Genomic DNA, 21,192 nt, shown 5'->3' on the forward strand with positions numbered 1-21,192 from the left:
GGACTCATGATGGCAAAAAAAATTCCTTTTTCATTTATCCTAATCATAGGACTAATGTTGTTTGCATTATTTTTCGGTGCAGGAAATCTCATTTTCCCGCCTATGCTTGGTCAGATGGCCGGAGAGAATGTATGGACAGCCAATGCAGGATTCTTAGTGACCGGAGTCGGATTGCCATTACTCGCCATTACCGCATTCGTTTTTTCAGGAAAAAATGATTTGCAGTCTCTGGCCAGTCGTGTGCATCCATTGTTCGGCATTGTATTTACGACGGTTCTCTATTTAGCAATCGGCCCTTTTTTCGCGATTCCCAGATCCGGTAATGTATCGTTTGAAATAGGGGTTAAACCTTTTTTATCTCATGATGCAAGCCCTGTCGCCTTAATCATATTTACCGTATTATTTTTCACGGTGGCCTGCTTGCTGTCTCTGAATCCAACTAAAATTATTGATGTTATCGGAAAATTTTTAACTCCTATTAAATTAACATTTATCGGATTGCTCGTCGTTACGGCAATTATTCATCCAATCGGAAGCTTTCAAGCTCCGTCTGCAGGATATGCATCACACGTGTTTTTTAAAGGGTTCAAAGAAGGTTACTTTACACTTGATGCCCTTGTCGCTTTTGTATTTGGAATCATCATTGTGAACGCCATGAAAGAGAAGGGAGCGGTCTCCAAAAAACAGCTCATGATCGTTTGTGCAAAATCGACGGCGATTGCAGCAGCGCTCCTGGCTCTGATCTATTCAGCGCTTTCATACATGGGGGCTTCCAGCGTTGAAAAACTGGGTCTATTAGAAAATGGAGCCGAGGTTTTAGCGAAGGTTTCATCCTATTATTTCGGACCATATGGTTCCGTTTTTTTGGGCTTAATGATCACAGTGGCATGTCTGACAACAAGTGTGGGACTCATCACAGCATGCTCTTCGTTTTTCCACGGCTTGTTTCCAAACATCTCCTACAAAAAAATTGCTGTCATTCTATCAATGTTCAGCACCCTTGTAGCAAATATAGGATTAACACAGCTGATTAACGTTTCAATGCCGGTTTTAACAACTTTGTATCCCATTGCGATTTCTTTAATATTCTTAACATTTTTACATCCCTTATTTAAAGGGAAGAGGGAAGTGTATCAAGGCAGTCTGATAATGACCTTTATCATCAGCTTGTTTGACGGCCTGAATGCTGCCGGACTCAAAATTGCAGCTATTAATCAATTTTTCAATCAGTTTCTCCCGATGTATGACATCGGATTAGGATGGGTGCTTCCGGCGATTCTAGGAGGAATAGGCGGCTATATTATTCATAGACTGCGGAAGTGCTGAATAAACTCATAAACATGGAGGCAACCCTTTGATCACAGGGTTGCCTTTTTCTTTCAAATGTTTGCGATGGTTTTCCATAAATGGATATTCTATAATGGTGTTAGTTTATCCATTTTGAAAAGAAAAGAGAGCTGAGTATGAGAAAATGGTATTTTATTTTATCAGCGTGTATTTTAGTTTCTGTTATCATCGCTTTTGCTTACGATAAGACCGGAGCAAAAGAAGCAGAACCGGCTAACAGCTTGTATGTTTCCCCCGATGGAAATGATCAAAATGAAGGAACGAAAGAAAAGCCGTTTCGAACTCTGGGACATGCAGCAAAAAAAGCTGTCCCCGGCACAACTGTTATGATTCGGGAAGGCACGTATCATGAAACGCTTGATGTGAGGGAGAGCGGGTCGGCTGAAAAGCCTATCACATTTCAAAACTATGAGAATGAAAAAGTCGTCATCAGCGGAAAATCTATTCAGGACGCTGAATATGAAACACCGCTCATTCAGATTCACAATCAACAGTACATCACAATCAGCGGCCTGACGATTCAAGACCTTTCCGTTTCATCGGAAGAAGCAACCGCCATGGGAATTTATGTTTCAGGCTCCAGCAGTCATATCACCATTAAAAACAATCACGTCCGGGATATAAAAACAACAGCGGATGACGGCAATGCCCACGGGATTGCCGTCTATGGCTCCGGCAGCATGAAAGACATTAAGATCGAGGACAATACGGTTGAAAAGCTGACACTCGGGGCGAGTGAAGCGGTTGTGCTGAACGGAAACATTGACGGTTTCACGGTGAGAGGCAATGTGGTTCGCGACAATAATAACATTGGAATTGATCTGATCGGTTATGAAGGAACGGCCGCTCAAAACGATTTTGTGCGCAACGGTATCGTAGAAAACAACACGGTTTACAATAACTCCACTTACGGAAATCCCGCCTATGGGGATGATTACTCTGCGGGCGGAATTTATGTTGACGGAGGACAAAGCATTGACATTAAGAAAAACACGGTCTACGGCAACGATATCGGGATAGAAGCAACGTCTGAACATAAAGGGAAATATGCTGATGATATTCAAATAACCGACAACAAAGTGTATGAGAATGCGTACACGGGCATTTCTATCGGCGGATACGACCAAAAGCGGGGAGGCACCAGCCATTCTGTTATTGCGCACAATATTGTTTACCGCAATGATACAAAGGGGCTGGACGGCGGACAGCTTTTGCTCCAGTATGACACAAAAAGCAACAAAATTGAAAAGAACATCATCACAGCAAGCGATTCGCGAATATTTATCGCAAACGATTTTACGAAAAATGAAGGAAATAAAGTAAATCATAACGTGTACCACAAGGAAGCCGGCAAAGACGGTCTGTGGATTTGGAAACAGAATGAATACGACTCGTTTTCGTCGTATCAACATGCGACAAATCAAGATCAAGACTCGATTTATGCCGATCCGATGTATCGCGACGAGACGTCTTATGACTTTACATTAGATCCGGCTTCACCGGCTTGGCCGGTCGTTAAATAATTTCATAGGAAAACAGGCTTAATTTATGAAGCGTATGGAAGTTTAATGCCTGCACGCACCACAAAAGCTACTCTTTGAGAGTAGCTTTTTTATTTATTGGAAGATACCCTTTGCGACTCAACTTCTATCTGTCAACAGTCAGTTTAATCAAGTTTTATTTTTTAAATTCTGCTTATTAATAGCTTAAATTATATTTACAAACTGACCGTGGTCAGTTAAAGTGAATGCTTAAGAAGGAAAATAAAATCAGTGAGTGAGAGGTAGCCAAATGGAATTGAATGTAGAAAAAATAAATACTGCAAAAATATGGTCATTGTCATTTGTTTTTGTGACGTTTGCAAATGCTTTCTTGTTTATGGTATTTGAAATGTTATTGCCGACATTGCCTTTGTTTGTGACGGCTATTGGGGGAGGGGCAAAACAAGTCGGGTATGTTACAGGTATTTTTATGATCTCTGCAATTGCTGTTCGTCCTTTTGCAGGGGCACTGGCTTTACGGTTTAATAAAAAATATTTGCTCATTTTAGGACTTGTGATCAGCGCTTTCTCAACAGGCGCCTATTACCTGGCGTCTGATGTCACCGCTTTATTACTGATTCGCTTAATACATGGCGCCGGGTTTGGATTAGCGACGACCTATTTAGCAACAATCGCAGCTGAAATTATTCCTAAAGAGCGCAGGGGTGAAGGAATTGGATATTTTGGAGTAGGTGAGACAATTGCAGTTTCCGTTGGACCGATGATCGGTATCGCGGCTCTGGAGCTTTATGATTTTCAAAGACTTTTTTTAGGCGGGATGTCCGTTCTTTTGCTGGCGGTACTTATGGCTGTTTTCGTGCGCAGACAGCCGGAAACAACTGGCACTGGCGGAAAAGGAACTGCAAAGTTAAAAGTATTGGAAAAACGTGTACTGTTTCCGTCAATACTTATTTTATTCGTTGGTATTGCTGCATCTGGAATTATGTCTTTCTTTTCGCTCTATGCAATCGAAAAGGGGTTTCATAGTGTCGGGATGTTTTTCTTTTTGATTGCAGGAGCCAGTTTTTTTATACGGCTTATTTCCGGCAGAACATTTGACCGATACGGAGCTGCCGCCATCCTTATTCCCGCCTCGCTATTTTCAATAGCAGGGCTGTCAATATTATATTTCGCGCAAACAAATGCAATGTTTTTTACAGCGGCTATATGCTACGGTTTTGGATTCGGCTCAATTTTTCCCGCCATCCAAACATGGTGTATCAATCTTGTGGAAGAGCATGAACATGAGGATGCAATGGGAACGTTCTTTAATTTTTTCGATATGGGGATTGGCGGAGGGTCCTTATTATTAGGTTTGGTGGCGACGGTTTATTCCTATCGGGAGATCTATATTACCGCCATTTTCATGTACCTTCTGTTTCTTTTATTATATATTTTATATATCTGCATGAAGAGAAAAACAGCCTGAAAAATAGGGGAGGACGGTATATTGACCAGAGAGAATATAAAGCGTACAGCGGTTCGCCAATTTAATGAATTGGGATATGAGGGAGTCAAAATGTCGCATATCGCACAAGAATTGGGAATCAGAAAACAATCTCTCGCTTATCATTTTTCGTCAAAAAAAGAGCTGCTGATGGAAATATACCCCGAGATTGTGGAAGAGGAAATTTCATTTATCAACGAATTCTTCGATTCAAGAAAACATATGCCTGCAAAGAGTCAAATATATGACTTTTTAAAAGAAACCCAAGTCCGTTTTCATGCATTGCCAAATGTGGCTTTTTTGCAGGCAATGTCCTTTAAGGCGCCTGCTGAAGTAAGCGATTTTATTTCAGCCCAATACCTTTTATATCTGCATACTTTAAAAGAACGGGTAGCGAATGTTTTTAAGGAATCGGATGTGAACTGTCCGCCGGAGAAATGTGCGATAGGCTTTATTACGCTTTATGACGGGCTTAACATTCAACTGGTATACGAAAACAAACAATCATTTGAACGGTCTTTAGAGATATCATTTGATATTTTTTGGCGCGGACTATTGTAGGTGCATCTGATTTAATTTAGAGCTGGAATCCATGGTTGAAAGGCAGAAAGGGGGGAGGCCGCTTGTCTGGAGTTATTTTTGGAATCGTATGCTTCTTTCTTGTGTTTTATTTCCTAAACTATATCGGTCAAAAGTTAATATCTAGAAAATCACCTGTGAATCATAAGATTATCATTTCGATTTCATTTGTAGAAGCTCTTATTTCACTAACTTTAGTCTATTACCGTCCCCCATTTTTATAATAACAAATTAATTTTAAGTTACCTCCATTAAGAAGTGTCTATATCTAATTGTGGCTTTTCTTTGAATCTTCAGCAAGTACTTTGCTGACTTTTATTAATTAAGGGGGAACAAGAAAATGAAAACTTATGACACATTTCCAGAACCAATTGGCGGCTATACTGTCGGTCGAACCCAGATGGATTTTGATTACACGGCATCAGACCACTCAAAAAGAGAACTGACGGCGTTTGTGTACTATCCGTCCGACAGTAGCGAAGGCAAGACTGCATCAACGTACATGTTTCCTGAGGTCTACGAAATGCTTGATGAGCAGCCACTTCTCACTGCGTTGAAGGATGCTTACTCTATAGATATCAAGACCCAGTGTTACGACGACCTTGCTCTCTCCGCGCAGGAAAAGCGCTATCCGGTGTTATTCTATGTTTGCGGCGGGGGCGGTTCTCCAGAATGGGGTACAGTGATCTGTACAGACTTGGCAAGCATGGGATATGTTGTGGTAAGCATCGGCCATCAGAATAGCACGATGTATAAGCGTAAAGATGGGCGCCTGTTTAATGTATCAAAGGATTTTTCGGATGCCATTATGGCGTTTTCTGAAGATCCGGAGATGCTGGCGTTGGCTGGTAAGATGGAGATGCGGCCTGACGATGAAACTGCCATTGAGATGTGCCGTAACGTGCTTACACTGCCGATACTTGCCAAGTTAACAGAGTATAGTGAATTACAGGCAGAAGATGTAAGGTATGTAGCCGATTATCTTTACAAACTGGACTCTGGAGAACTGAATTCCATCTTTAAGGGCAGATTGTTGCTTGACATCGGCATGGGCATAGTCGGACATTCTTATGGAGGGCCTACGACGGCGATTGTTTGCCGGGACGACGACCGGTTCGCCTGCGGGATTGGCTTGGATAGCGGTGCGTTCGGCCTTCGCGACAGCGACCTGAAGAAACCCTTTTTGCTACTGTTTTCTGAACCTAACTATAATATGAATGCGATCATTGGCGCTAACAACAGCATGGAAACCTATTATTTCTCTGTTGATCGTGTTGCGCATTTAGATTACTGCGACATCGTGTTTACCAGTGTTAATGAGGAACTCAGAGGCGAACGGGATGCTATGGAGATGCGAAATCTTGTTACAAACTATACGAAGAACTTTTTTGATCATTACATACTGCAGAAGGCTGCAAGTGTGGAAAGTCTGGCATACGATGGCGTGGACTTGATCAAGAAGACCAGCAACAAGTGACATAGCCGAGAGGTTGCTGATAAACGCATGTCAAAGAGCTAGCCGTACAGACACAGAGCCGATAACCCTATTACGCGGTTATCGGCTCTCTCATATTTCAGGCATTGTTTTTAAGTGATACAAGCTTTTGTCTAGATACTGAGATGAGTGTTGATTTGGGAGAATCGCGTCCAATTAAAACTAAATGAATATGCAAACTGCATGCTTAATGTATGGAGTGAAGTTAATACATTACATGTGAATGCTGATGTTGAAGTCAATGAACTATTACATATAATGTTGTGGACATTTCAAATCAGTAAAGTAAAGTTGAGAGAACCAGCCAAAATTACAATGTAAGTTAAAGGAGTTTGCGAAGAATGGGTTATAGGAATGGAAATTATGGCTGCATTTTATGTCAAAGAACTGTTTAGTGAAAGTAGTTCAAGGGCTAATGCAACCAAGGGTTTTGTGTCGTACAGCTGATGGAGGAACATTGCATAATCCTGACCTTCATTTCTTTCTAGTTTACATAATATATATTCTCGGAAGTTAAGGATTGAAAAGAAATTCTGTCTCAATCTCAAAGTATACTCAAGTTAGTGAGACAGAATAAAAATTTTATCGATAAACTGAATATACGGCAATTTCTTTTCCCCATTTATGTATCGTTTTTTCTAAAGTCATGCCGATTCGTTCGGCAACTTTTCTGGACGGCAGATTTTTCGCATCAGGTAAAGATACGATTTTTTTCAGGTGAAATGACTCAAATCCATACTGTTTGCATGCTGATGCTGCTTCGGTTGCATAGCCGTTTTTCCAGACGCTCCGTTTAAACAAATAGCCGATTTCCATTTCGTCCGATCCTTCGACTTCCTGTGGCACGATGCCGCATTGACCTAGAAATTCGCCTGTTTGTTTATGTTCGGCAACCCACAGGCCGGTTCCATGTTTTTCATAGTTTTCAAGTGTCCAGTCGATCCATTGCAATGTCTGTTTTTCATTCTTTGTCGATGGATAATATCCCATGGCTGTCGGGTCAGAAAAGATTTCGAGCAGGTTTTCGGCGTCATCACGCCTCATTTTTCGCAAAATCATCCGGTCTGTCTTCATGATCGTATCTTTCATGGTTCTTCTCCCCCTTATTTTATTGATTATGAAGACGTTAATTCCCGATAAACCGTTTCTAATTCTTCCATTGTCAGATCTCCGTATGCGCATTTAATCACGGCATCTGCGAATTCATCATAGTCGTCATCTGTTGAAAAACCTTGCTGGAGCGTTTTGGCGTAAAGCTCGATTTGTTTTTTTCGCTTTTCAATGTCTTCCTCTTTGCCTGCGTAATCAGGTCCATTGATCGTGTCGTAGTTTTCCTTGACAAGCATCATGTATTGCTGCAATGTTTCATTCATACATCCATCTCCTTTCATGTTTACAAAAATATTCCTCATTCCTTCCATTATAATATATACGAAAACGGACACCAAATTCGGTGTCCGTTAATGTGCCGTTATTTAGGTTCAGCGCCCCAAATCAGTTTTCCATTCTCATACAACGTGATTTTTTTCGTATTTTTAAATGTGTTTGAACCTGAAGAAAATGAATAGTCGCCGCTTTGGGCATAATTGCTCCAGTTGTCATTGTGAAGACGGATCTGGATTTCGCCTGTACTTGCACCCGGCGCTAATGTACCGTTTTTAAATCCTACTTCAAGATACGTGTCTGCTCCGTTTACCGCTTTTTTTAATTGGACGAATTTGTGCGTGATTTTGCTGCAGCCGATTTGGGCATAGTCGCAGTCAAAATTTTGTCCTTTGTGATTCGTTTTATACCAATAGCGGACAGTGATTCGATTTAAAGACACGGTTTTTTTGCTGTTGTTTTTAATGTTGAGCTGAGGGCGGATTTGGTTGCCGTTTACATTGTTGTCCCCCGCTCTGTATTGTACTGCTATCGTGTTGGCTGCAGCGCCGCTGTCTTGACCTGGTTTATCCTGATCCTTTTTCTGGTCTTTTTGATCTGACCCTTTCGAATCCGATCCAGAGTCTCCTGACGAACCGTTTGATCCGCTGCGGATGTTTTCCCTGACGAATTTACCTGATGAGGATAAGTCGGATTGAGACCATCCTCCCTTTTTAGAGGCGCCGGAGTTTAAAGCAGCTGACGACTCTTGTTTGTCGCACAAGCTCCAGTTTACCCAGCTGATTTTTTTGCTGTCTAAATATTTCAGCCACTCCCTGGATTGGTCGAGGTAGACACCGCCGTTTCCGGAAGCATCGCTCGTTCCCCATTCTGTGACGAAAATCGGCGCTCCTTTGCTGAGTGCATAGTCTGCTTTATCCCGCAAAGACTGACCGTGCGTACCCGCATAAAAATGGAGCGCGTACATGACATTGCCGTCTTTCAGCTGATTGTCCGCCGCATCGTTGACATCTTGGCTCCAAGTGCCTGTCCCAACGATCACAATATTTTTCGGAGAATTTTTGCGGATCACGGACAAAATGTCTTCAGCGTAAGGTTTAATGTCACGGTTCCAGTTGACATCGCCGTTCGGCTCGTTGGCAATTTCAAAAATGACGTTTGGCGTCTTGCCGTAAAGCCTTGACATTTCGTTGAAAAACTCTTTTGCTTTCGCTTTGTTTTGGTTTGGATTGCCGTCGCTCAGTATGTGCCAGTCGATGATCACATAGATTCCGAGTTCTTTTGCCGCTTCGACGGCTTCCTTCACTTTGTTTTTAACCGACGGATTGTCAATATAGCCGCCTTCACCCGTATACATAGCCGCGCGGAAGACATTGATGCCCCAGTCGTCTCTCAGCCATTTTAACGAGTCTTTGTTGACATAATCGCCATACCACTGCAGCCCGTGTGAACTGATTCCTTTCAGCTGAACCGCTTTTCCTTTTTGATTGACGAGCTGCGTACCTTTCAAGGTGAGCTGTCCGTTTACAGCAACGGGTGTTTGAGAAGCGGCAGACGCTTTAGGTGCGATGATACCGCTGATGCCGAGTGTTGCTACCATGAAGCAGGCGATGAAGACAGAAATGGAACGTTTCATGTATGACATTCTTTTTCCTCCAATGATGTTATTTTCCAAAAACACTTTCTGGCAGACATTTTCACCCCTTTCTTGGCTTGTAGCACGTTACTGATTGTAAAAAAACTATTCATTGATTGTCTATCAACCATATTTCACGTTTTTTTCGTTTTGAAAATCTATCTATTTCCTCTTTTCGTATGAAATGGGAGGTCTGAATGCTAATGATGAAAAGCTAAAAAAGTATGACCGGGGACTTTGTGCTTCCTTTTTCTCTCAATTCAAAATTTTAAAACCTGATTCTTCTTCAAAATAATGTCTTCCCTCTGCCTAAAATGCGGCAACCGGGAAAAAATTGCTGTAAAAAGTTCACAAAGCGGACATGTTCTCTCTGCTGTTTGTGTCACTTTATTGTCAAAAAAATAAAACCATCCGCTTGGAATGGTTTATTTCTTTAAATCAGAGAAAAAGCTGACAAGTTTTGTTGCGACACCGACAAACGTTTCAAGAATCGCCTGTCCACCTGCGACCGATAAAATTAAAATTAACGGGAATATCGTTTTTGGGACAATCAGATACCCGACAGCAATGATCAAAGCGCACCATATCCCTGCGCACCAATAGCAATTCAGCAAATAGCCGAAGTTTGATTTCGGCACTTTTTTCGTTTCTACATGCCCTTGTTCATCAACCGTCTGCTTTTTCTTCATGAACGGTTTCCGGATAAACTCCGTGATCTTGTCAAAAACAATCAAATGAGTTAGCCGGTAACTGGCGAGAATCAGCATCGTAAATGTAAGCCAGGATAAATGCTCCATTGCAGGCCTCCAACATGAAAAGTTATCTATAGCTATTTCCCGATTTCTTCTGACTTATTGCTTTTTTTGTCATTTTTCCCGAATGTGATGTAGATCACGATTTTCCATCGGTGAACCCGTTACATTTAACCCATAGCATAAAAAACACTTCAGGAGGTTTTACAAATGGAAGCAGTATTTGATCAAAACACAAAAACAGGTGATATTGTTACGCGTTTTCCAAGAGCCAGCCGGTTGCTGAAAGAATATCGCATCGACTTTTGCTGCGGGGGCAACCGCCCGATCGGTGAAGCGATAAAAGAACAGGATTTAAATGAAGAAGAGATCTTAGCAAAAATCAATACATTATATCAAGAGACAAAGGCATTGAACGCAAAAGAGACGAACTGGAGTGAAGCCCCGTATTCACAGCTGATCGACCATGTGATTCATACGCACCATGCTTACCTGTATGAGGTGCTTCCTGAACTATCAGGCTTTGTCACAAAAGTCTACCGGGTTCACGGCATCCATCATCCGGAACTCGCCCAGGTCCATCAATTGTTCCATCAGCTGAAAACTGAACTGGAACACCATCTCTTTCAGGAAGAGGAACTCATTTTCCCGAAAGTGACGGCCTATGAAGAGACGCGATCAATGGACAGCCTGGCAGAAGCGGTTCAGGCGATCGACGTCCTTGAACAAGAGCATGAAGCCGCAGGCAGCATCTTGAAGGAACTGAGAAAAGTGACCAATGACTATACCCTTCCTGAAGGGGCATGCACAACATATACACTGACTTACTTAAAGCTTGATGAATTGGAAACAGATCTTTTTCAGCACATTCACCTGGAAAACAATATTTTGTTCCCGCGGCTTGAAGCGGAAGCCAATCAATAAAATAAAAAGACAGAGGATTTCACTTCCTCTGTCTTTTTGTTTATCTATTCATCTGAAGCAATGTCTTTAACTGGAAGCGCTTCTCCTTCCTGATGCGTCGGTTTGCGGAGATGGAATAATGCTCTGATGCTGAATATGACCAAAATCACGATTCCGGCTAAAAAGATCGTATCCGGCACAGCCCTCCAAGTCAGCAGCGTTTGCACCGTATCCTGCTGTAAAAACTCAGGCGCCCTTGAGCTCCAGTACCCGTCTTCAAACGCTTTTTTCAATTGAAGAAAACCGACCGGCAACAAATTGATAAACACCATTCCGAACAAGCCGATGTTCAGCGACCAGCAGGCTATTTTCAGCCATTTATCATTCCACGCTTCTTTTTTGGCGATATTGCGTAGCGTATACAGCCAGACAGCAATGGCAAACATGCCGTACACGCCCATCATCGCCCCGTGCCCGTGGGCAGGTGTCAGGAACTGGCCGTGCTCAAAATAGCTGACAGCAGGCAGATTGATCAAAAAGCCCAATACCCCTGCACCGACCAGATTCCAGATCGCCGTTGAAATCAAGAACCAGAACGTTGCTTTATACGGGAAATGATGGCCTCCGTCTTTCATCATCTTGTATTGTTCATAAGCTTCCAATACAAGCAGGGTAAGAGGAATCACTTCCAGGCATGAGAAGACGGAACCGAGGCCGATCCAAACTTCGGAAGAACCGTTGTAATAGTAATGATGTCCGATCCCGATGACACCGCTCCCCAGCAGGATCGTCAGTTGAAAATAAAGCGTTCTGACGGTCGATTTTTTCGTAACCAGGTTCATTTGCACGAGCAAAAAGCCGATGACCACGACGGCAAAGACTTCAAAAATCCCTTCCACCCAAAGATGGATAATCCACCACCGCCAAAAATCCGACATTGTAATATTTGTGCCGGGATTAAAGAAAAAGGCTGCACCGTAAAACAGCGGAATGGCGATCGAAGAATAAAACAGCAGATGAATCAAACCGCCTTTATCAGATTCCCGCTTGAGGCCGCTCTTAATGCCTCTGAAAACGATAAACAGCCATATCAGCATGCCGAGTGCGAGAATGACCTGCCAGAAGCGGCCGAGTTCAATATATTCCATTCCTTGGTGGCCGAATAAGAACCAGTTGTTTCCTAAAAGGCCTTTCGCTCCGAGCCATTCGCCAGCCATGCTTCCGCCGACAAGGACGATCAGCGCCCAAAACAGAATATCGACAAGCAGCCCCTGCCTTTTCGGCTCGCGGCCTCCGACAAGCGGCGCTGCATAAATGCCCATACCGAGCCATGAAGTCGCAATCCAGAAGATCGCCAGCTGGAGGTGAAATCCCTTAGATATGCTGAATGGCAACATATCCCTGATCCAATCGATCCCAAAAAAGCTGTCCGGCTCAATATAATAGTGGGCAAGCAAAGCTCCGAACATAGCCTGAACAAAAAACAGCAGCGACACAACGGCGAAATATTTTCCGGTTTTAACCTGTGATGCCGTAAGCGGCTGTTTATCCAGATCAAATACCGGAAACGCCCCTTCCTGATAAGCCTCTTTCATTCCAAGCTTGTAACGGTAAAACACGAATAAAATAATGCCGACAAATAAAATAAGGATGGTGACGCTTGCGCCGCTCCACCAAACGGCGGCAAATGACATCGTGTTTCCGGCATCTTCATCATACGGCCAGTTGTTCGTGTACGTAATGTCGTCGCCAGGCCTTAATGTACTGGAAAGCCATGCCGTCCAGAAGATAAAATCGGAGATCTGCGTGATTTGGTCTTCGCTGTCAACCCACGCTCTGTCGCGTTTAGGCATGTGGCTTTCTTTAATTAAACCGGGCTCAAGCCCCCAACCGTCTCCTTTTGTAAAGACATTGCGGTAATGATCACGCACTTGCTGCAATCCATAAACCTGCGCATCTGTCAGCTTCAATGTATCTGACGCGCGATTATAACGGTTTTTTCTCATTTCGCGGATGACTTGATTCCGGATGGTGGACTGCTTTTCATCTGAAAGTTGTTTAAAGCGCTTGCCGTATCGTGCCTCCGCCTTAAAATCCTGCATCCCTTCCGTATAGATTTTCAGGGCTTCGGCCGTGTAATCAGGCCCCATGTAAGATCCGTGCCCCAAAATCGTGCCATAATCCATCAGCGCGTATTTTTGAAATACGGCCTGACCGCCTGAAATGGACGATTTGGTCATGAGCACCTCTCCGTTTGGCCCGGACACTTCAACTGGTCTTGGTGCAAGTCCTTTGAAGATCCAATAGCCTCCCAAAAGCAGCACCGAAAAACTAACGATTAAAGTAAAGACGAGAACAGATTTCAAAAAACCGTTTTTCGATGCTTTTTTAACGGGCACCGTCTTTCTTTGAACTTCCATTGCGGTTCACTCCTTTTTTGATTTTGCATGTCCTAAGATACTGGATATGCAGCACACCGGTTGTGAACCAGATCACTTAAATAATGGCGGATTTGTGAACAAAATAAAAACAGGCTTTCCATCTGTTGTTCAATGGAAAGCCTTCATCTTATCCTTCAATTGCAGCCGTTCAGCCAGTCTGTATCATGTATGAAAATTCCGCTCCTGTCAGCTGTCAGCAGATTTTTCTTTTTCATTTCATTTAACGTGCGGTTAATCGTTTCCCTTGACGTTCCGACCATGTTCGCAAAATCCTGATTGGTAATGGGCAGGCTGATGTAGACACCTTTTTCTTGAGGAATGCCGTGTTCTGCAGCGAGCTTCATTAATACATGCGTCAAGCGGTGCTGGACATCTTTTGAAATAAAACCCTGGATCCGCTCTTGCAAATCGAGAATCTTTTTCCCCATGATTTGCATCACTTTTATTGTCATTTCCGGATATTTCATCAAAAGTTCATTAAAATCAGCGATGCGGATTACGATCAACTCGGTTTCCTGAACGGCTTCGGCTGTTGCCGGGTATGGGGAGCGGTCAAAAAAGCCGACATGGGGAAACATGTCCCCGCTTTGCAGAATCGAAATCACTTGCTCATTGCCGTCTTCATCGATTTTAAAGGCTTTAACAAGACCGGATTTAATGAAGAATACCGCTTCCCTCTCTTCCCCTTCCATAAAAACAAACATTCTCGGCTGATAGGTGCGCTTGACCGCGATTTGCTCGATTTGTTTGAACTCTTCATCATTCAGCCCGCTGAAAATCATAAATTGCTTCAGAAACTCCATTGGTCTTTCAATCCCTTCGGTTTTGCTAAAGGAGAGCGCGTTGTCACAGACGGCGCTCCAGCGCAAAGAGCTCTTCTTCAATCGCCGCTGCCTTCTCTTCCACGACTCTGCGGCTGTCCTTCAGCGCCTGATTATAAAAGTAAGGGCCCAGCTTTTCCTTTACGAATTCAAACATTTGAATCGCCGCGATGTCTCCAACCTCTTCTCCCCTTTCTTCAACATAAAAGCGTTTGATTTCCTCGATGATCGCTTGTTTTTCTTCTTGCGTAAGCTTTATAAACATAAAAGCGGCACTCCTTTTTTTATTTTCATGATAAACGAAAAAGTCCGCAAATGAACCATTTATTTTTTACATCCGTTTACTATCCCTCACTTACCGATATTAAACACGAATCAAACGAATGACCGTGTGACGTAATTCACAATGTTTTTAAAAGACTTTTTGTAAGATAAACATGCTGATTGATTTATTCATTTTTCCCTTTGAAAGGAGCAAAAACGCAATGGTAAATCGTCAAAAAATACAATTACCGCTGCAGTCATTTAGTTTAGTCGCAGGATTTATGGTTTGGGTGTTGATTTCCTCTTTAATGCCCCACATTAAGCAGGACATCGCCCTGACAGACAGCGAGATATCCCTTGTCACGGCCATTCCGGTCATACTCGGCTCGCTTCTGAGGATTCCGCTGGGATACTACACAAACAGATTTGGTGCGAGAATCACATTCATGATCAGCTTTGTGCTGCTTCTGTTCCCGATTTTTTGGATTAGCACAGCCGATTCGCTGTTCGACTTGATCCTTGGCGGATTCTTCCTCGGCATCGGCGGAGCGGTCTTTTCCATCGGGGTCACATCATTGCCGAAATACTACCCTAAAGAAAAACACGGGTTTGTCAATGGGATCTACGGCGCCGGGAACGTCGGTACAGCGATTACCACGTTTGCCGCTCCTGTCGTAGCAAAGACAGCCGGGTGGGAAAATACGGTGCGGATGTACATCGTGTTAGTCGCCGTATTCGCTTTATTGAACTTTATCCTTGGAGATCGAAAAGAAACAAAAGTGACGGTTTCTGTAACAGAGCAAATGAAGGCAGTCTACCGAAATCAGACATTATGGTTTTTAAGCTTGTTTTACTTCATTACATTCGGATCTTTCGTCGCGTTTACGATTTATCTTCCGAACTTTCTTGTTAATCACTTCGGGCTTGATCCCGTTGATTCAGGGCTTAGAACCGCCGGATTTATCGCTGTCGCAACTTTTCTGAGGCCTGTCGGCGGCTGGCTCGCGGACAAATTCAACCCGCTGAAGCTGTTGATGTATGTATTTGCCGGCTGTACCTTGTCAGGGATTTTATTGGCCTTTTCACCCAGCCTCGGACTTTACGGATTTGGGGTATTAACCGTTGCCGTGTGCGCCGGTCTTGGAAACGGGATCATCTTTAAGCTTGTGCCGCTTTATTTTTCAAATCAGGCCGGCATCGTCAATGGGATTGTATCAGCGATGGGCGGCTTGGGAGGATTCTTCCCGCCACTCATCCTGTCAAGCGTTTTTCAGGCAACCGGCCATTATGCGATCGGATTCATGGCGCTGTCAGAAGCAGCCCTTGCCAGCTTTGTGATCGTGGTCTGGATGTATTTTCAGGAAGTGAGCAAAACATCGACCAAAACGAAGACGAACCATTTATAAACCTTTCCTGCAAAAGGAGCCTTGAGCTGATGTGCTCAGGCTCTTTTTTGGGACTTTATTCATAAGTTCACAATATTGTTTATATTTAAAAGGTCACTCAGCCTTATTTAACGTTAAAATAAGAACTGCTAAAGGGGTGACGCTCAATGAATATTTCTGTTAGAAAATCAGACACAGATTTGCTCTCAGACGATCTGCATCACTTGCTGGAATCAATCAGTACACGACGAAAAATCAGGCAGGACACATTCCTTTTTCAAGAAGGGATGGATGCGGAGGAACTGTATCTTATTCAGTCGGGACTTGTCCAAATCGGCAAATTGACGTCCGATGGCAAAGAACTGACACTCAGAATGTGCAAAAAAAATGATATTGTCGGGGAGCTTACGCTTTTTACAGAAGATGCGAAATATATGCTGAGCGCAAAGATCCTCTCTGATGGCGAAGTGTTGGTCATCAATAAAGATAAGCTTGAAAAAGAACTCATTCAAAACGGTGCAATGACGTTTGAGTTTATGAAATGGATGAGCACGCATTTGCGAAAGATTCAATCGAAAATCCGCGACCTTTTGCTGAATGGTAAAAAAGGCGCGCTCTACTCCACCTTGATCCGTCTCGCAAACAGCTACGGCATCACAAGAAGCGACGGGATTCTCATCAATATTGTGCTGACGAACCAGGACTTGGCGAAATTCTGCGCCGCCGCAAGGGAGAGCATCAACCGCATGCTGAGCGACCTCCGGAAGAACGGTGTCATTTCAATTGAGGAATCGGGAAAAATCGTCATTCATCAGCTCAACTATTTAAAACGCGAAATCGACTGTGAAAACTGCCCGCTCGACATCTGCAATATCGACTGAAAAAACGAAAACAAACAAGGACATGAAGCACAGTGTCCTTGTTTTTTACGTTTGCAGCAGAAAAACGATCAACACGGCCATAAAGAAACAGGCATTCACCAGCTCTGAGATTCCGATTGTCTTAATCGACAGTTTCTTTCCATGTAAAAACCACGCTCTGAAACTGCTCGGCACTACACCAAGCACGGCCCATCCTGCCCCCGCGGCCAGCGAGATGAACGGCAGGAATACGTGGTATCCCCATGAATAAAGTTTAAACCGATTGTTTTTCTTTTCGCGGATCATCGACTTGACATAAAAGGCGCTCCCTGTGAAAAACAAAGCGGACTGGATAAAAACAAACAATGCTTCACCATCAAGCTTCCCCGCTCCCATCCAGAAGCTTGCAAGCCCGCCCGCGCTGAAAACAAGGATTGCAGCAATATCATTTAAAAGCGCCCTGTCGTTGTTTCTTTTCGCATAATAAAGATTGATGAGAAAGAGCGGAAACAGCGGCAGCCCTAGAAAAACGAGCCGCGGCTCCAGCCAGACCGAAATAAGCAGGAAAACGATGGCCGGAATGCCGTAGATGAGAACCCATTTTTGATAGTAAACGATATTTTTCTTCTTCACCATCATCGTAGCCGGAAATGCCGCTAGATATAGAAACAGCCATCCGCAGAACAGCGGAATATGCTTTACATCCGCGCCCCCGGCGAACATGCCGAGAACAAACGGGATGACAAGCATCGCCCAGGCGCCGTGCTGCTTCGGTATGAACACTTTCATCACGAATCCTCCCTTCTTTTCTATTACATTATAAAAGTTTCGTCTTTTTTACACAGTGACATTTTGCATACAGGCGTGTGAAATAAATCACTGCGCCCTCCAGCCCGGCGCTTTATACTAAATGCTAATATATAGAAGGAGGATATACCATGGACCGGTTTGACTACTTATTGTTTCTGAAAAATCTTCCTATGTTTCTCGGGGTACCCCTTCCGATCATCAAAAGGCTGCTGAAAAACGGGAAGGTGATCGATATCCAGCCATCTCAGCATTCGCGATCGTTCCTTCATTCGCAATCCGTCTATTTTGTTTTAAAAGGGGAAGTTCATTTTTCTGACAGAAGACTTCCAGAAGAATCCCGAACGATCGCCGAGTGGGAAAAAGGCGATGTTTTCCCTATTGATCAAAAAGGCGAACCTTTCGTATCTCCGTTTATTTCAGTCAACACTGCCGCAGAAACCGCCGTACTTGAAATTCCATTTCATACTTTCAAAAAAATGATGACTTATAACCGCCAATTACAGACGAACTTTCTCATGCTGCTTCAGCAGAATTTGTATTTTTCCTACCAGCTTTTTTTGCGTTACCTCAACTCCTCCGCAGAAGACGACGCGTGAGAAGGGCCTCCCCCTTCTTTCCCTTCCTTTTCTAAATGTGATCTACTTAACTTTTTTTCTTTTTCATTTCCGCTACGATACACATGAATGCAAACGAAAGGACAGATGAAAGATGATACATTGCGATTTCGACAAGTCTCCGTTTATCGTCATTTGGGAGCTGACAAGAGCGTGCGAGCTCAAGTGCCTTCATTGCCGGGCATCGGCTCAAAATAAACGCGATCCGCGGGAGCTCACCCTGAAAGAGGGAAAAGATTTAATTGATCAAATTCATGCGATGGACAATCCCCTCCTCGTGCTGACAGGGGGTGACCCTTTAATGAGAGACGACGTATTCGCCATTATTGAGTATGCCGTCCAAAAAGGGGTTCGCGTCTCCATGACCCCGAGTGCTACGCCGAATGTTACAAGAGAAGCGATTCAATCAGCAAAAGAAATCGGCTTATCCCGATGGGCGTTCAGCTTGGACGGCCCAACCCGAGAGATTCATGATCATTTTCGAGGAACGGACGGTTCCTTTGACCTGACCATGAAGGCCATACGCTACATTCATGAATGCCATCTGCCTCTGCAGATTAATACCGTTATATCCGCTTATAACATCGATTACCTGGATGAAATGGCAAAGCTGATCGAAGAATTGAACTGTGTATTATGGAGTGTATTTTTTCTCGTCCCGACAGGCCGCGCGAAGCGGGAAGATATGATTTCGCCGGTGGACCATGAAAAAGTCTTTCTTTGGCTCAGCCGTTTGGCAAAAGAAGCGCCTTTTGACATCAAAACGACAGCAGCCCAGCACTACCGACGGGTCGTTATTCAACAAAAAATGCGGGAAGCGAAAGACCCCAACATGAAAATCCGTTATGAACACGCATTGCAGAAAGGGAAAATGGATGCGATCGGCGGATTGGGCCGGGCTCCGAAAGGTGTGAACGATGGCAACGGCTTTATGTTTATCTCCCATATCGGCGATGTATATCCAAGCGGACTCCTGCCGTTTAAAGCCGGAAACATCCGCGAACAGCCGCTGGCTGAGATTTATCGCGAATCACCGATCTTTAAGGATTTGCGAAATCCGGACGGATTTAAAGGAAAATGCGGCGTCTGTGAATTCCGCCATGTGTGCGGCGGTTCGCGCTCACGTGCCTATGCTCTGACAGGCGATTATCTGGAAAGCGACCCGAGCTGTATTTATATTCCGAAGGCTTTGCGCTGAAAAATGTGATGTACGTCACATTTTTTTCAGCATACTTGTATTACGGTATAGATGAGAATGATCATCACTATCAAAGGATGTGATCCCTCTGCATAATAAAAAAATTGATTTGAACGATTCCGTATACGAACTTTGCACATTGCATCCTGAACTAAAAGCCGTGATGAAGGAAGCCGGGTTTAAAAACATAACGAAGCCCGGCATGCTGGAAACAGCCGGGCGTATCGTGACGATTCCGAAAGGCGCACGAATGATGCAAATCGAATGGCCGCATGTCTTAGACATATTGAAAGCGCACGGATTTGACCCCGTTTGGAAAGGAGAAAAACAATGAGCGAAATGATTAACAACCGGGAAACGCAGCAAGGTCTGCCAGAGGAAAAAAAGCAGCTTCTGAAAGAAATCATCATCGACCTTCATAAAGGAAAACCGCTTGCCGACGTCAAAAAACGGTTTGAAAAGGCGTTCGGTTCAGTCAATGCTGAAGAAATCGCTCAGCTGGAACAGGCGTTAATGAAGGAAGAAGGCATTACCCCCGAAGAAATTCAAGAGCTTTGTTCCGTTCACGCCGCTGTGTTTAAAGGATCGATTGAAGACATTCACCGCGCTGACGCCGATAAGCAGCCAGGCCATCCCGTTCATACTTTTATGAAAGAAAATAAAGAAATCGACCTCCTTTTGAACTTTAAAATGCAGTTTCATTTGGAACGTTTTGAAAAAGAAGATCACCGCGACAACATTCTCAAGCTACTCACAGACTTAAACTTGCTCGCCGATGTCGACAAACATTACAGCAGAAAAGAAAATCTTCTCTTCCCCTATTTAGAAAAGTATGGAATTACTGGGCCCAGCCAAGTGATGTGGGCTGTCGATGATTTTATCCGCAAGAGCATCAAAGAAGTGAAGCGTTTGTTGGAAGAGTATACGCCGGACAAAAAAGATGAAGTCATCCGCGAGCTAACGTTTATCATTCAAGAAGGCACGGAAATGATTTATAAAGAAGAAAATATCCTCTTGCCGATGGCGCTCAGAACGCTGACAGAAGACGAATGGCTGAAAATCGCGGCTGAAAGCGACGAGATAGGATATTGCCTGACTGCTCCGGAAACGGTGTGGAAGCCTGAACGCCATCAGCTCAAAACAACAGAAGAGGCGGCTGACGGATATGTCAGGCTCTCTACTGGTATTCTGTCCGTGGCCCAGCTTGAGCACATGATGAACCATCTTCCGGTCGATATCACCTTCATCGATGAAAACGATGTGGTCCGCTATTTTTCACACGGAAAGGAACGGATTTTCGCAAGGACAAAAGCCGTAATCGGCCGGACCGTCCAAAACTGCCATCCGCCGGCAAGCGTCCATATCGTCAACAAACTTCTTGACGACTTTAAATCAGGCAAAAAAGACGTTGAAGACTTTTGGATCAAATTTAAAGACAAATACGTGTTCATCCGCTATTTTGCCGTACGCGATGAAAACGGCCGCTATATCGGAACTTTGGAATTCACCCAGAACATCGCCCCGATTCAAGAGATTACCGGGGAAAAGAGAATTTTGAACACGAGCGATTGACCCATTCGACAGCCCGCTTCCATGCAGGCTGTTTTTTTGTCCTCCCTCTCCCCTCCTGAAAATGTGACAAATTTGTGAAAACCCGAAACCATGTGACAAATTTAACAAGGTCCAGCGCCTCCTCCATATATAGTGAGGGTAGCA

20 protein-coding genes are annotated in these 21,192 nt (G+C 43.9%); 12 read left to right on the forward strand and 8 right to left on the reverse strand.

What is annotated here, in order from left to right; genetic code table 11:
• Positions 1-9: 9 nt before the first annotated feature.
• The 5 genes from brnQ to M1E03_RS11340 all read left to right on the forward strand — a co-directional run bounded on the left by brnQ (position 10) and on the right by M1E03_RS11340 (position 6,391).
• Complete coding sequence (brnQ, locus tag M1E03_RS11320) at positions 10-1,326, forward strand: branched-chain amino acid transport system II carrier protein (protein ID WP_095290657.1); 1,317 nt, start codon at positions 10-12, stop codon at positions 1,324-1,326.
• Between the two features lie 137 nt (positions 1,327-1,463).
• On the forward strand, positions 1,464-2,870 hold the full coding sequence (locus tag M1E03_RS11325; RefSeq protein ID WP_458110450.1) for a right-handed parallel beta-helix repeat-containing protein: 1,407 nt from the start codon (positions 1,464-1,466) through the stop codon (positions 2,868-2,870).
• Between the two features lie 268 nt (positions 2,871-3,138).
• The gene (locus M1E03_RS11330) at positions 3,139-4,317 is read left to right on the forward strand and encodes an MFS transporter (RefSeq protein ID WP_328037930.1); all 1,179 of its coding nucleotides are present in this window, start codon (positions 3,139-3,141) and stop codon (positions 4,315-4,317) included.
• A 21-nt stretch (positions 4,318-4,338) separates the two neighbouring features.
• Positions 4,339-4,896, forward strand: coding sequence for a TetR/AcrR family transcriptional regulator (locus M1E03_RS11335; protein ID WP_026579640.1), 558 nt, complete (start codon positions 4,339-4,341; stop codon positions 4,894-4,896).
• 358 nt (positions 4,897-5,254) lie between these two features.
• The gene (locus M1E03_RS11340; protein ID WP_458110451.1) at positions 5,255-6,391 is read left to right on the forward strand and encodes an alpha/beta hydrolase; all 1,137 of its coding nucleotides are present in this window, start codon (positions 5,255-5,257) and stop codon (positions 6,389-6,391) included.
• A gap of 600 nt (positions 6,392-6,991) precedes the next feature.
• Here M1E03_RS11340 and M1E03_RS11345 read toward each other — a convergent pair.
• The 4 genes from M1E03_RS11345 to M1E03_RS11360 all read right to left on the reverse strand — a co-directional run bounded on the left by M1E03_RS11345 (position 6,992) and on the right by M1E03_RS11360 (position 10,225).
• A complete protein-coding gene (locus M1E03_RS11345) occupies positions 6,992-7,498 on the reverse strand; it encodes a GNAT family N-acetyltransferase (RefSeq protein WP_197407288.1) in 507 nt (168 codons plus the stop codon).
• A gap of 26 nt (positions 7,499-7,524) precedes the next feature.
• Positions 7,525-7,782, reverse strand: coding sequence for a YnfE family protein (locus M1E03_RS11350; protein ID WP_023857562.1), 258 nt, complete (start codon positions 7,780-7,782; stop codon positions 7,525-7,527).
• A 98-nt stretch (positions 7,783-7,880) separates the two neighbouring features.
• Complete coding sequence (locus M1E03_RS11355) at positions 7,881-9,428, reverse strand: cellulase family glycosylhydrolase (protein ID WP_041817446.1); 1,548 nt, start codon at positions 9,426-9,428, stop codon at positions 7,881-7,883.
• 425 nt (positions 9,429-9,853) lie between these two features.
• Positions 9,854-10,225: a DUF1360 domain-containing protein gene (locus M1E03_RS11360; RefSeq protein ID WP_020451642.1), complete on the reverse strand. Its 372-nt coding sequence runs from the start codon at positions 10,223-10,225 to the stop codon at positions 9,854-9,856.
• 165 nt (positions 10,226-10,390) lie between these two features.
• Here M1E03_RS11360 and ric point away from each other — a divergent pair, with 165 nt between their 5' ends.
• The gene (gene ric, locus M1E03_RS11365; RefSeq protein WP_075213281.1) at positions 10,391-11,104 is read left to right on the forward strand and encodes an iron-sulfur cluster repair di-iron protein; all 714 of its coding nucleotides are present in this window, start codon (positions 10,391-10,393) and stop codon (positions 11,102-11,104) included.
• Positions 11,105-11,148: 44 nt separating this feature from the next.
• On the opposite strand, the gene M1E03_RS11370 is transcribed toward ric, so the two are convergent.
• The 3 genes from M1E03_RS11370 to M1E03_RS11380 form a co-directional block, all read right to left on the reverse strand.
• On the reverse strand, positions 11,149-13,503 hold the full coding sequence (locus M1E03_RS11370; protein ID WP_020451640.1) for a nitric-oxide reductase large subunit: 2,355 nt from the start codon (positions 13,501-13,503) through the stop codon (positions 11,149-11,151).
• Between the two features lie 155 nt (positions 13,504-13,658).
• Positions 13,659-14,327, reverse strand: a complete 669-nt coding sequence (locus tag M1E03_RS11375) for a Crp/Fnr family transcriptional regulator (RefSeq protein WP_023857565.1) — start codon at positions 14,325-14,327, stop codon at positions 13,659-13,661.
• Positions 14,328-14,370: 43 nt separating this feature from the next.
• Positions 14,371-14,610: a DUF2164 domain-containing protein gene (locus M1E03_RS11380; RefSeq protein ID WP_020451638.1), complete on the reverse strand. Its 240-nt coding sequence runs from the start codon at positions 14,608-14,610 to the stop codon at positions 14,371-14,373.
• Between the two features lie 220 nt (positions 14,611-14,830).
• On the opposite strand from M1E03_RS11380, the gene M1E03_RS11385 reads away from it, so the two are divergent.
• Both M1E03_RS11385 and M1E03_RS11390 read left to right on the forward strand, forming a co-directional pair.
• Positions 14,831-16,015: a nitrate/nitrite transporter gene (locus M1E03_RS11385; protein WP_020451637.1), complete on the forward strand. Its 1,185-nt coding sequence runs from the start codon at positions 14,831-14,833 to the stop codon at positions 16,013-16,015.
• 146 nt (positions 16,016-16,161) lie between these two features.
• Positions 16,162-16,875 (forward strand): Crp/Fnr family transcriptional regulator, encoded by a 714-nt coding sequence (locus tag M1E03_RS11390; protein WP_411202503.1) that lies wholly within the window; start codon positions 16,162-16,164, stop codon positions 16,873-16,875.
• A 45-nt stretch (positions 16,876-16,920) separates the two neighbouring features.
• Here the strand turns inward: M1E03_RS11390 and M1E03_RS11395 are convergent, their stop codons facing one another.
• The gene (locus M1E03_RS11395; RefSeq protein WP_020451635.1) at positions 16,921-17,643 is read right to left on the reverse strand and encodes a YwiC-like family protein; all 723 of its coding nucleotides are present in this window, start codon (positions 17,641-17,643) and stop codon (positions 16,921-16,923) included.
• Between the two features lie 149 nt (positions 17,644-17,792).
• Between M1E03_RS11395 and M1E03_RS11400 the strand changes: the two genes are divergently transcribed.
• From M1E03_RS11400 to M1E03_RS11415, 4 genes are all read left to right on the forward strand, one after another.
• Positions 17,793-18,260: a cyclic nucleotide-binding domain-containing protein gene (locus tag M1E03_RS11400; RefSeq protein WP_020451634.1), complete on the forward strand. Its 468-nt coding sequence runs from the start codon at positions 17,793-17,795 to the stop codon at positions 18,258-18,260.
• Between the two features lie 112 nt (positions 18,261-18,372).
• Complete coding sequence (locus M1E03_RS11405; RefSeq protein WP_023857568.1) at positions 18,373-19,476, forward strand: TIGR04053 family radical SAM/SPASM domain-containing protein; 1,104 nt, start codon at positions 18,373-18,375, stop codon at positions 19,474-19,476.
• Between the two features lie 109 nt (positions 19,477-19,585).
• Positions 19,586-19,810, forward strand: coding sequence for a DUF1858 domain-containing protein (locus M1E03_RS11410; protein WP_229129053.1), 225 nt, complete (start codon positions 19,586-19,588; stop codon positions 19,808-19,810).
• Positions 19,807-21,048 (forward strand): DUF438 domain-containing protein, encoded by a 1,242-nt coding sequence (locus M1E03_RS11415; protein ID WP_458110452.1) that lies wholly within the window; start codon positions 19,807-19,809, stop codon positions 21,046-21,048. Before M1E03_RS11410 ends, M1E03_RS11415 begins: the two co-directional genes overlap by 4 nt.
• Positions 21,049-21,192: the final 144 nt, after the last annotated feature.

It is taken from the genome of Bacillus sp. PK6-013 (assembly GCF_054161445.1).

What these genes read in the sequence shown, in the direction of transcription:
- M1E03_RS11395 (WP_020451635.1), bottom strand. Translation starts at nt 17,643, where the DNA reads ATGAAAGTGTTCATACCGAAGCAGCACGGCGCCTGGGCGATGCTTGTC.
- M1E03_RS11405 (WP_023857568.1), top strand. Translation starts at nt 18,373, where the DNA reads ATGATACATTGCGATTTCGACAAGTCTCCGTTTATCGTCATTTGGGAG.
- M1E03_RS11380 (WP_020451638.1), bottom strand. Translation starts at nt 14,610, where the DNA reads ATGTTTATAAAGCTTACGCAAGAAGAAAAACAAGCGATCATCGAGGAA.
- M1E03_RS11370 (WP_020451640.1), bottom strand. Translation starts at nt 13,503, where the DNA reads ATGGAAGTTCAAAGAAAGACGGTGCCCGTTAAAAAAGCATCGAAAAAC.
- M1E03_RS11325 (WP_458110450.1), top strand. Translation starts at nt 1,464, where the DNA reads ATGAGAAAATGGTATTTTATTTTATCAGCGTGTATTTTAGTTTCTGTT.
- M1E03_RS11390 (WP_411202503.1), top strand. Translation starts at nt 16,162, where the DNA reads ATGAATATTTCTGTTAGAAAATCAGACACAGATTTGCTCTCAGACGAT.
- M1E03_RS11345 (WP_197407288.1), bottom strand. Translation starts at nt 7,498, where the DNA reads ATGAAAGATACGATCATGAAGACAGACCGGATGATTTTGCGAAAAATG.
- M1E03_RS11385 (WP_020451637.1), top strand. Translation starts at nt 14,831, where the DNA reads ATGGTAAATCGTCAAAAAATACAATTACCGCTGCAGTCATTTAGTTTA.
- M1E03_RS11340 (WP_458110451.1), top strand. Translation starts at nt 5,255, where the DNA reads ATGAAAACTTATGACACATTTCCAGAACCAATTGGCGGCTATACTGTC.
- M1E03_RS11350 (WP_023857562.1), bottom strand. Translation starts at nt 7,782, where the DNA reads ATGAATGAAACATTGCAGCAATACATGATGCTTGTCAAGGAAAACTAC.
- M1E03_RS11375 (WP_023857565.1), bottom strand. Translation starts at nt 14,327, where the DNA reads ATGGAGTTTCTGAAGCAATTTATGATTTTCAGCGGGCTGAATGATGAA.
- brnQ (WP_095290657.1), top strand. Translation starts at nt 10, where the DNA reads ATGGCAAAAAAAATTCCTTTTTCATTTATCCTAATCATAGGACTAATG.
- M1E03_RS11360 (WP_020451642.1), bottom strand. Translation starts at nt 10,225, where the DNA reads ATGGAGCATTTATCCTGGCTTACATTTACGATGCTGATTCTCGCCAGT.
- ric (WP_075213281.1), top strand. Translation starts at nt 10,391, where the DNA reads ATGGAAGCAGTATTTGATCAAAACACAAAAACAGGTGATATTGTTACG.
- M1E03_RS11330 (WP_328037930.1), top strand. Translation starts at nt 3,139, where the DNA reads ATGGAATTGAATGTAGAAAAAATAAATACTGCAAAAATATGGTCATTG.
- M1E03_RS11400 (WP_020451634.1), top strand. Translation starts at nt 17,793, where the DNA reads ATGGACCGGTTTGACTACTTATTGTTTCTGAAAAATCTTCCTATGTTT.
- M1E03_RS11415 (WP_458110452.1), top strand. Translation starts at nt 19,807, where the DNA reads ATGAGCGAAATGATTAACAACCGGGAAACGCAGCAAGGTCTGCCAGAG.
- M1E03_RS11355 (WP_041817446.1), bottom strand. Translation starts at nt 9,428, where the DNA reads ATGAAACGTTCCATTTCTGTCTTCATCGCCTGCTTCATGGTAGCAACA.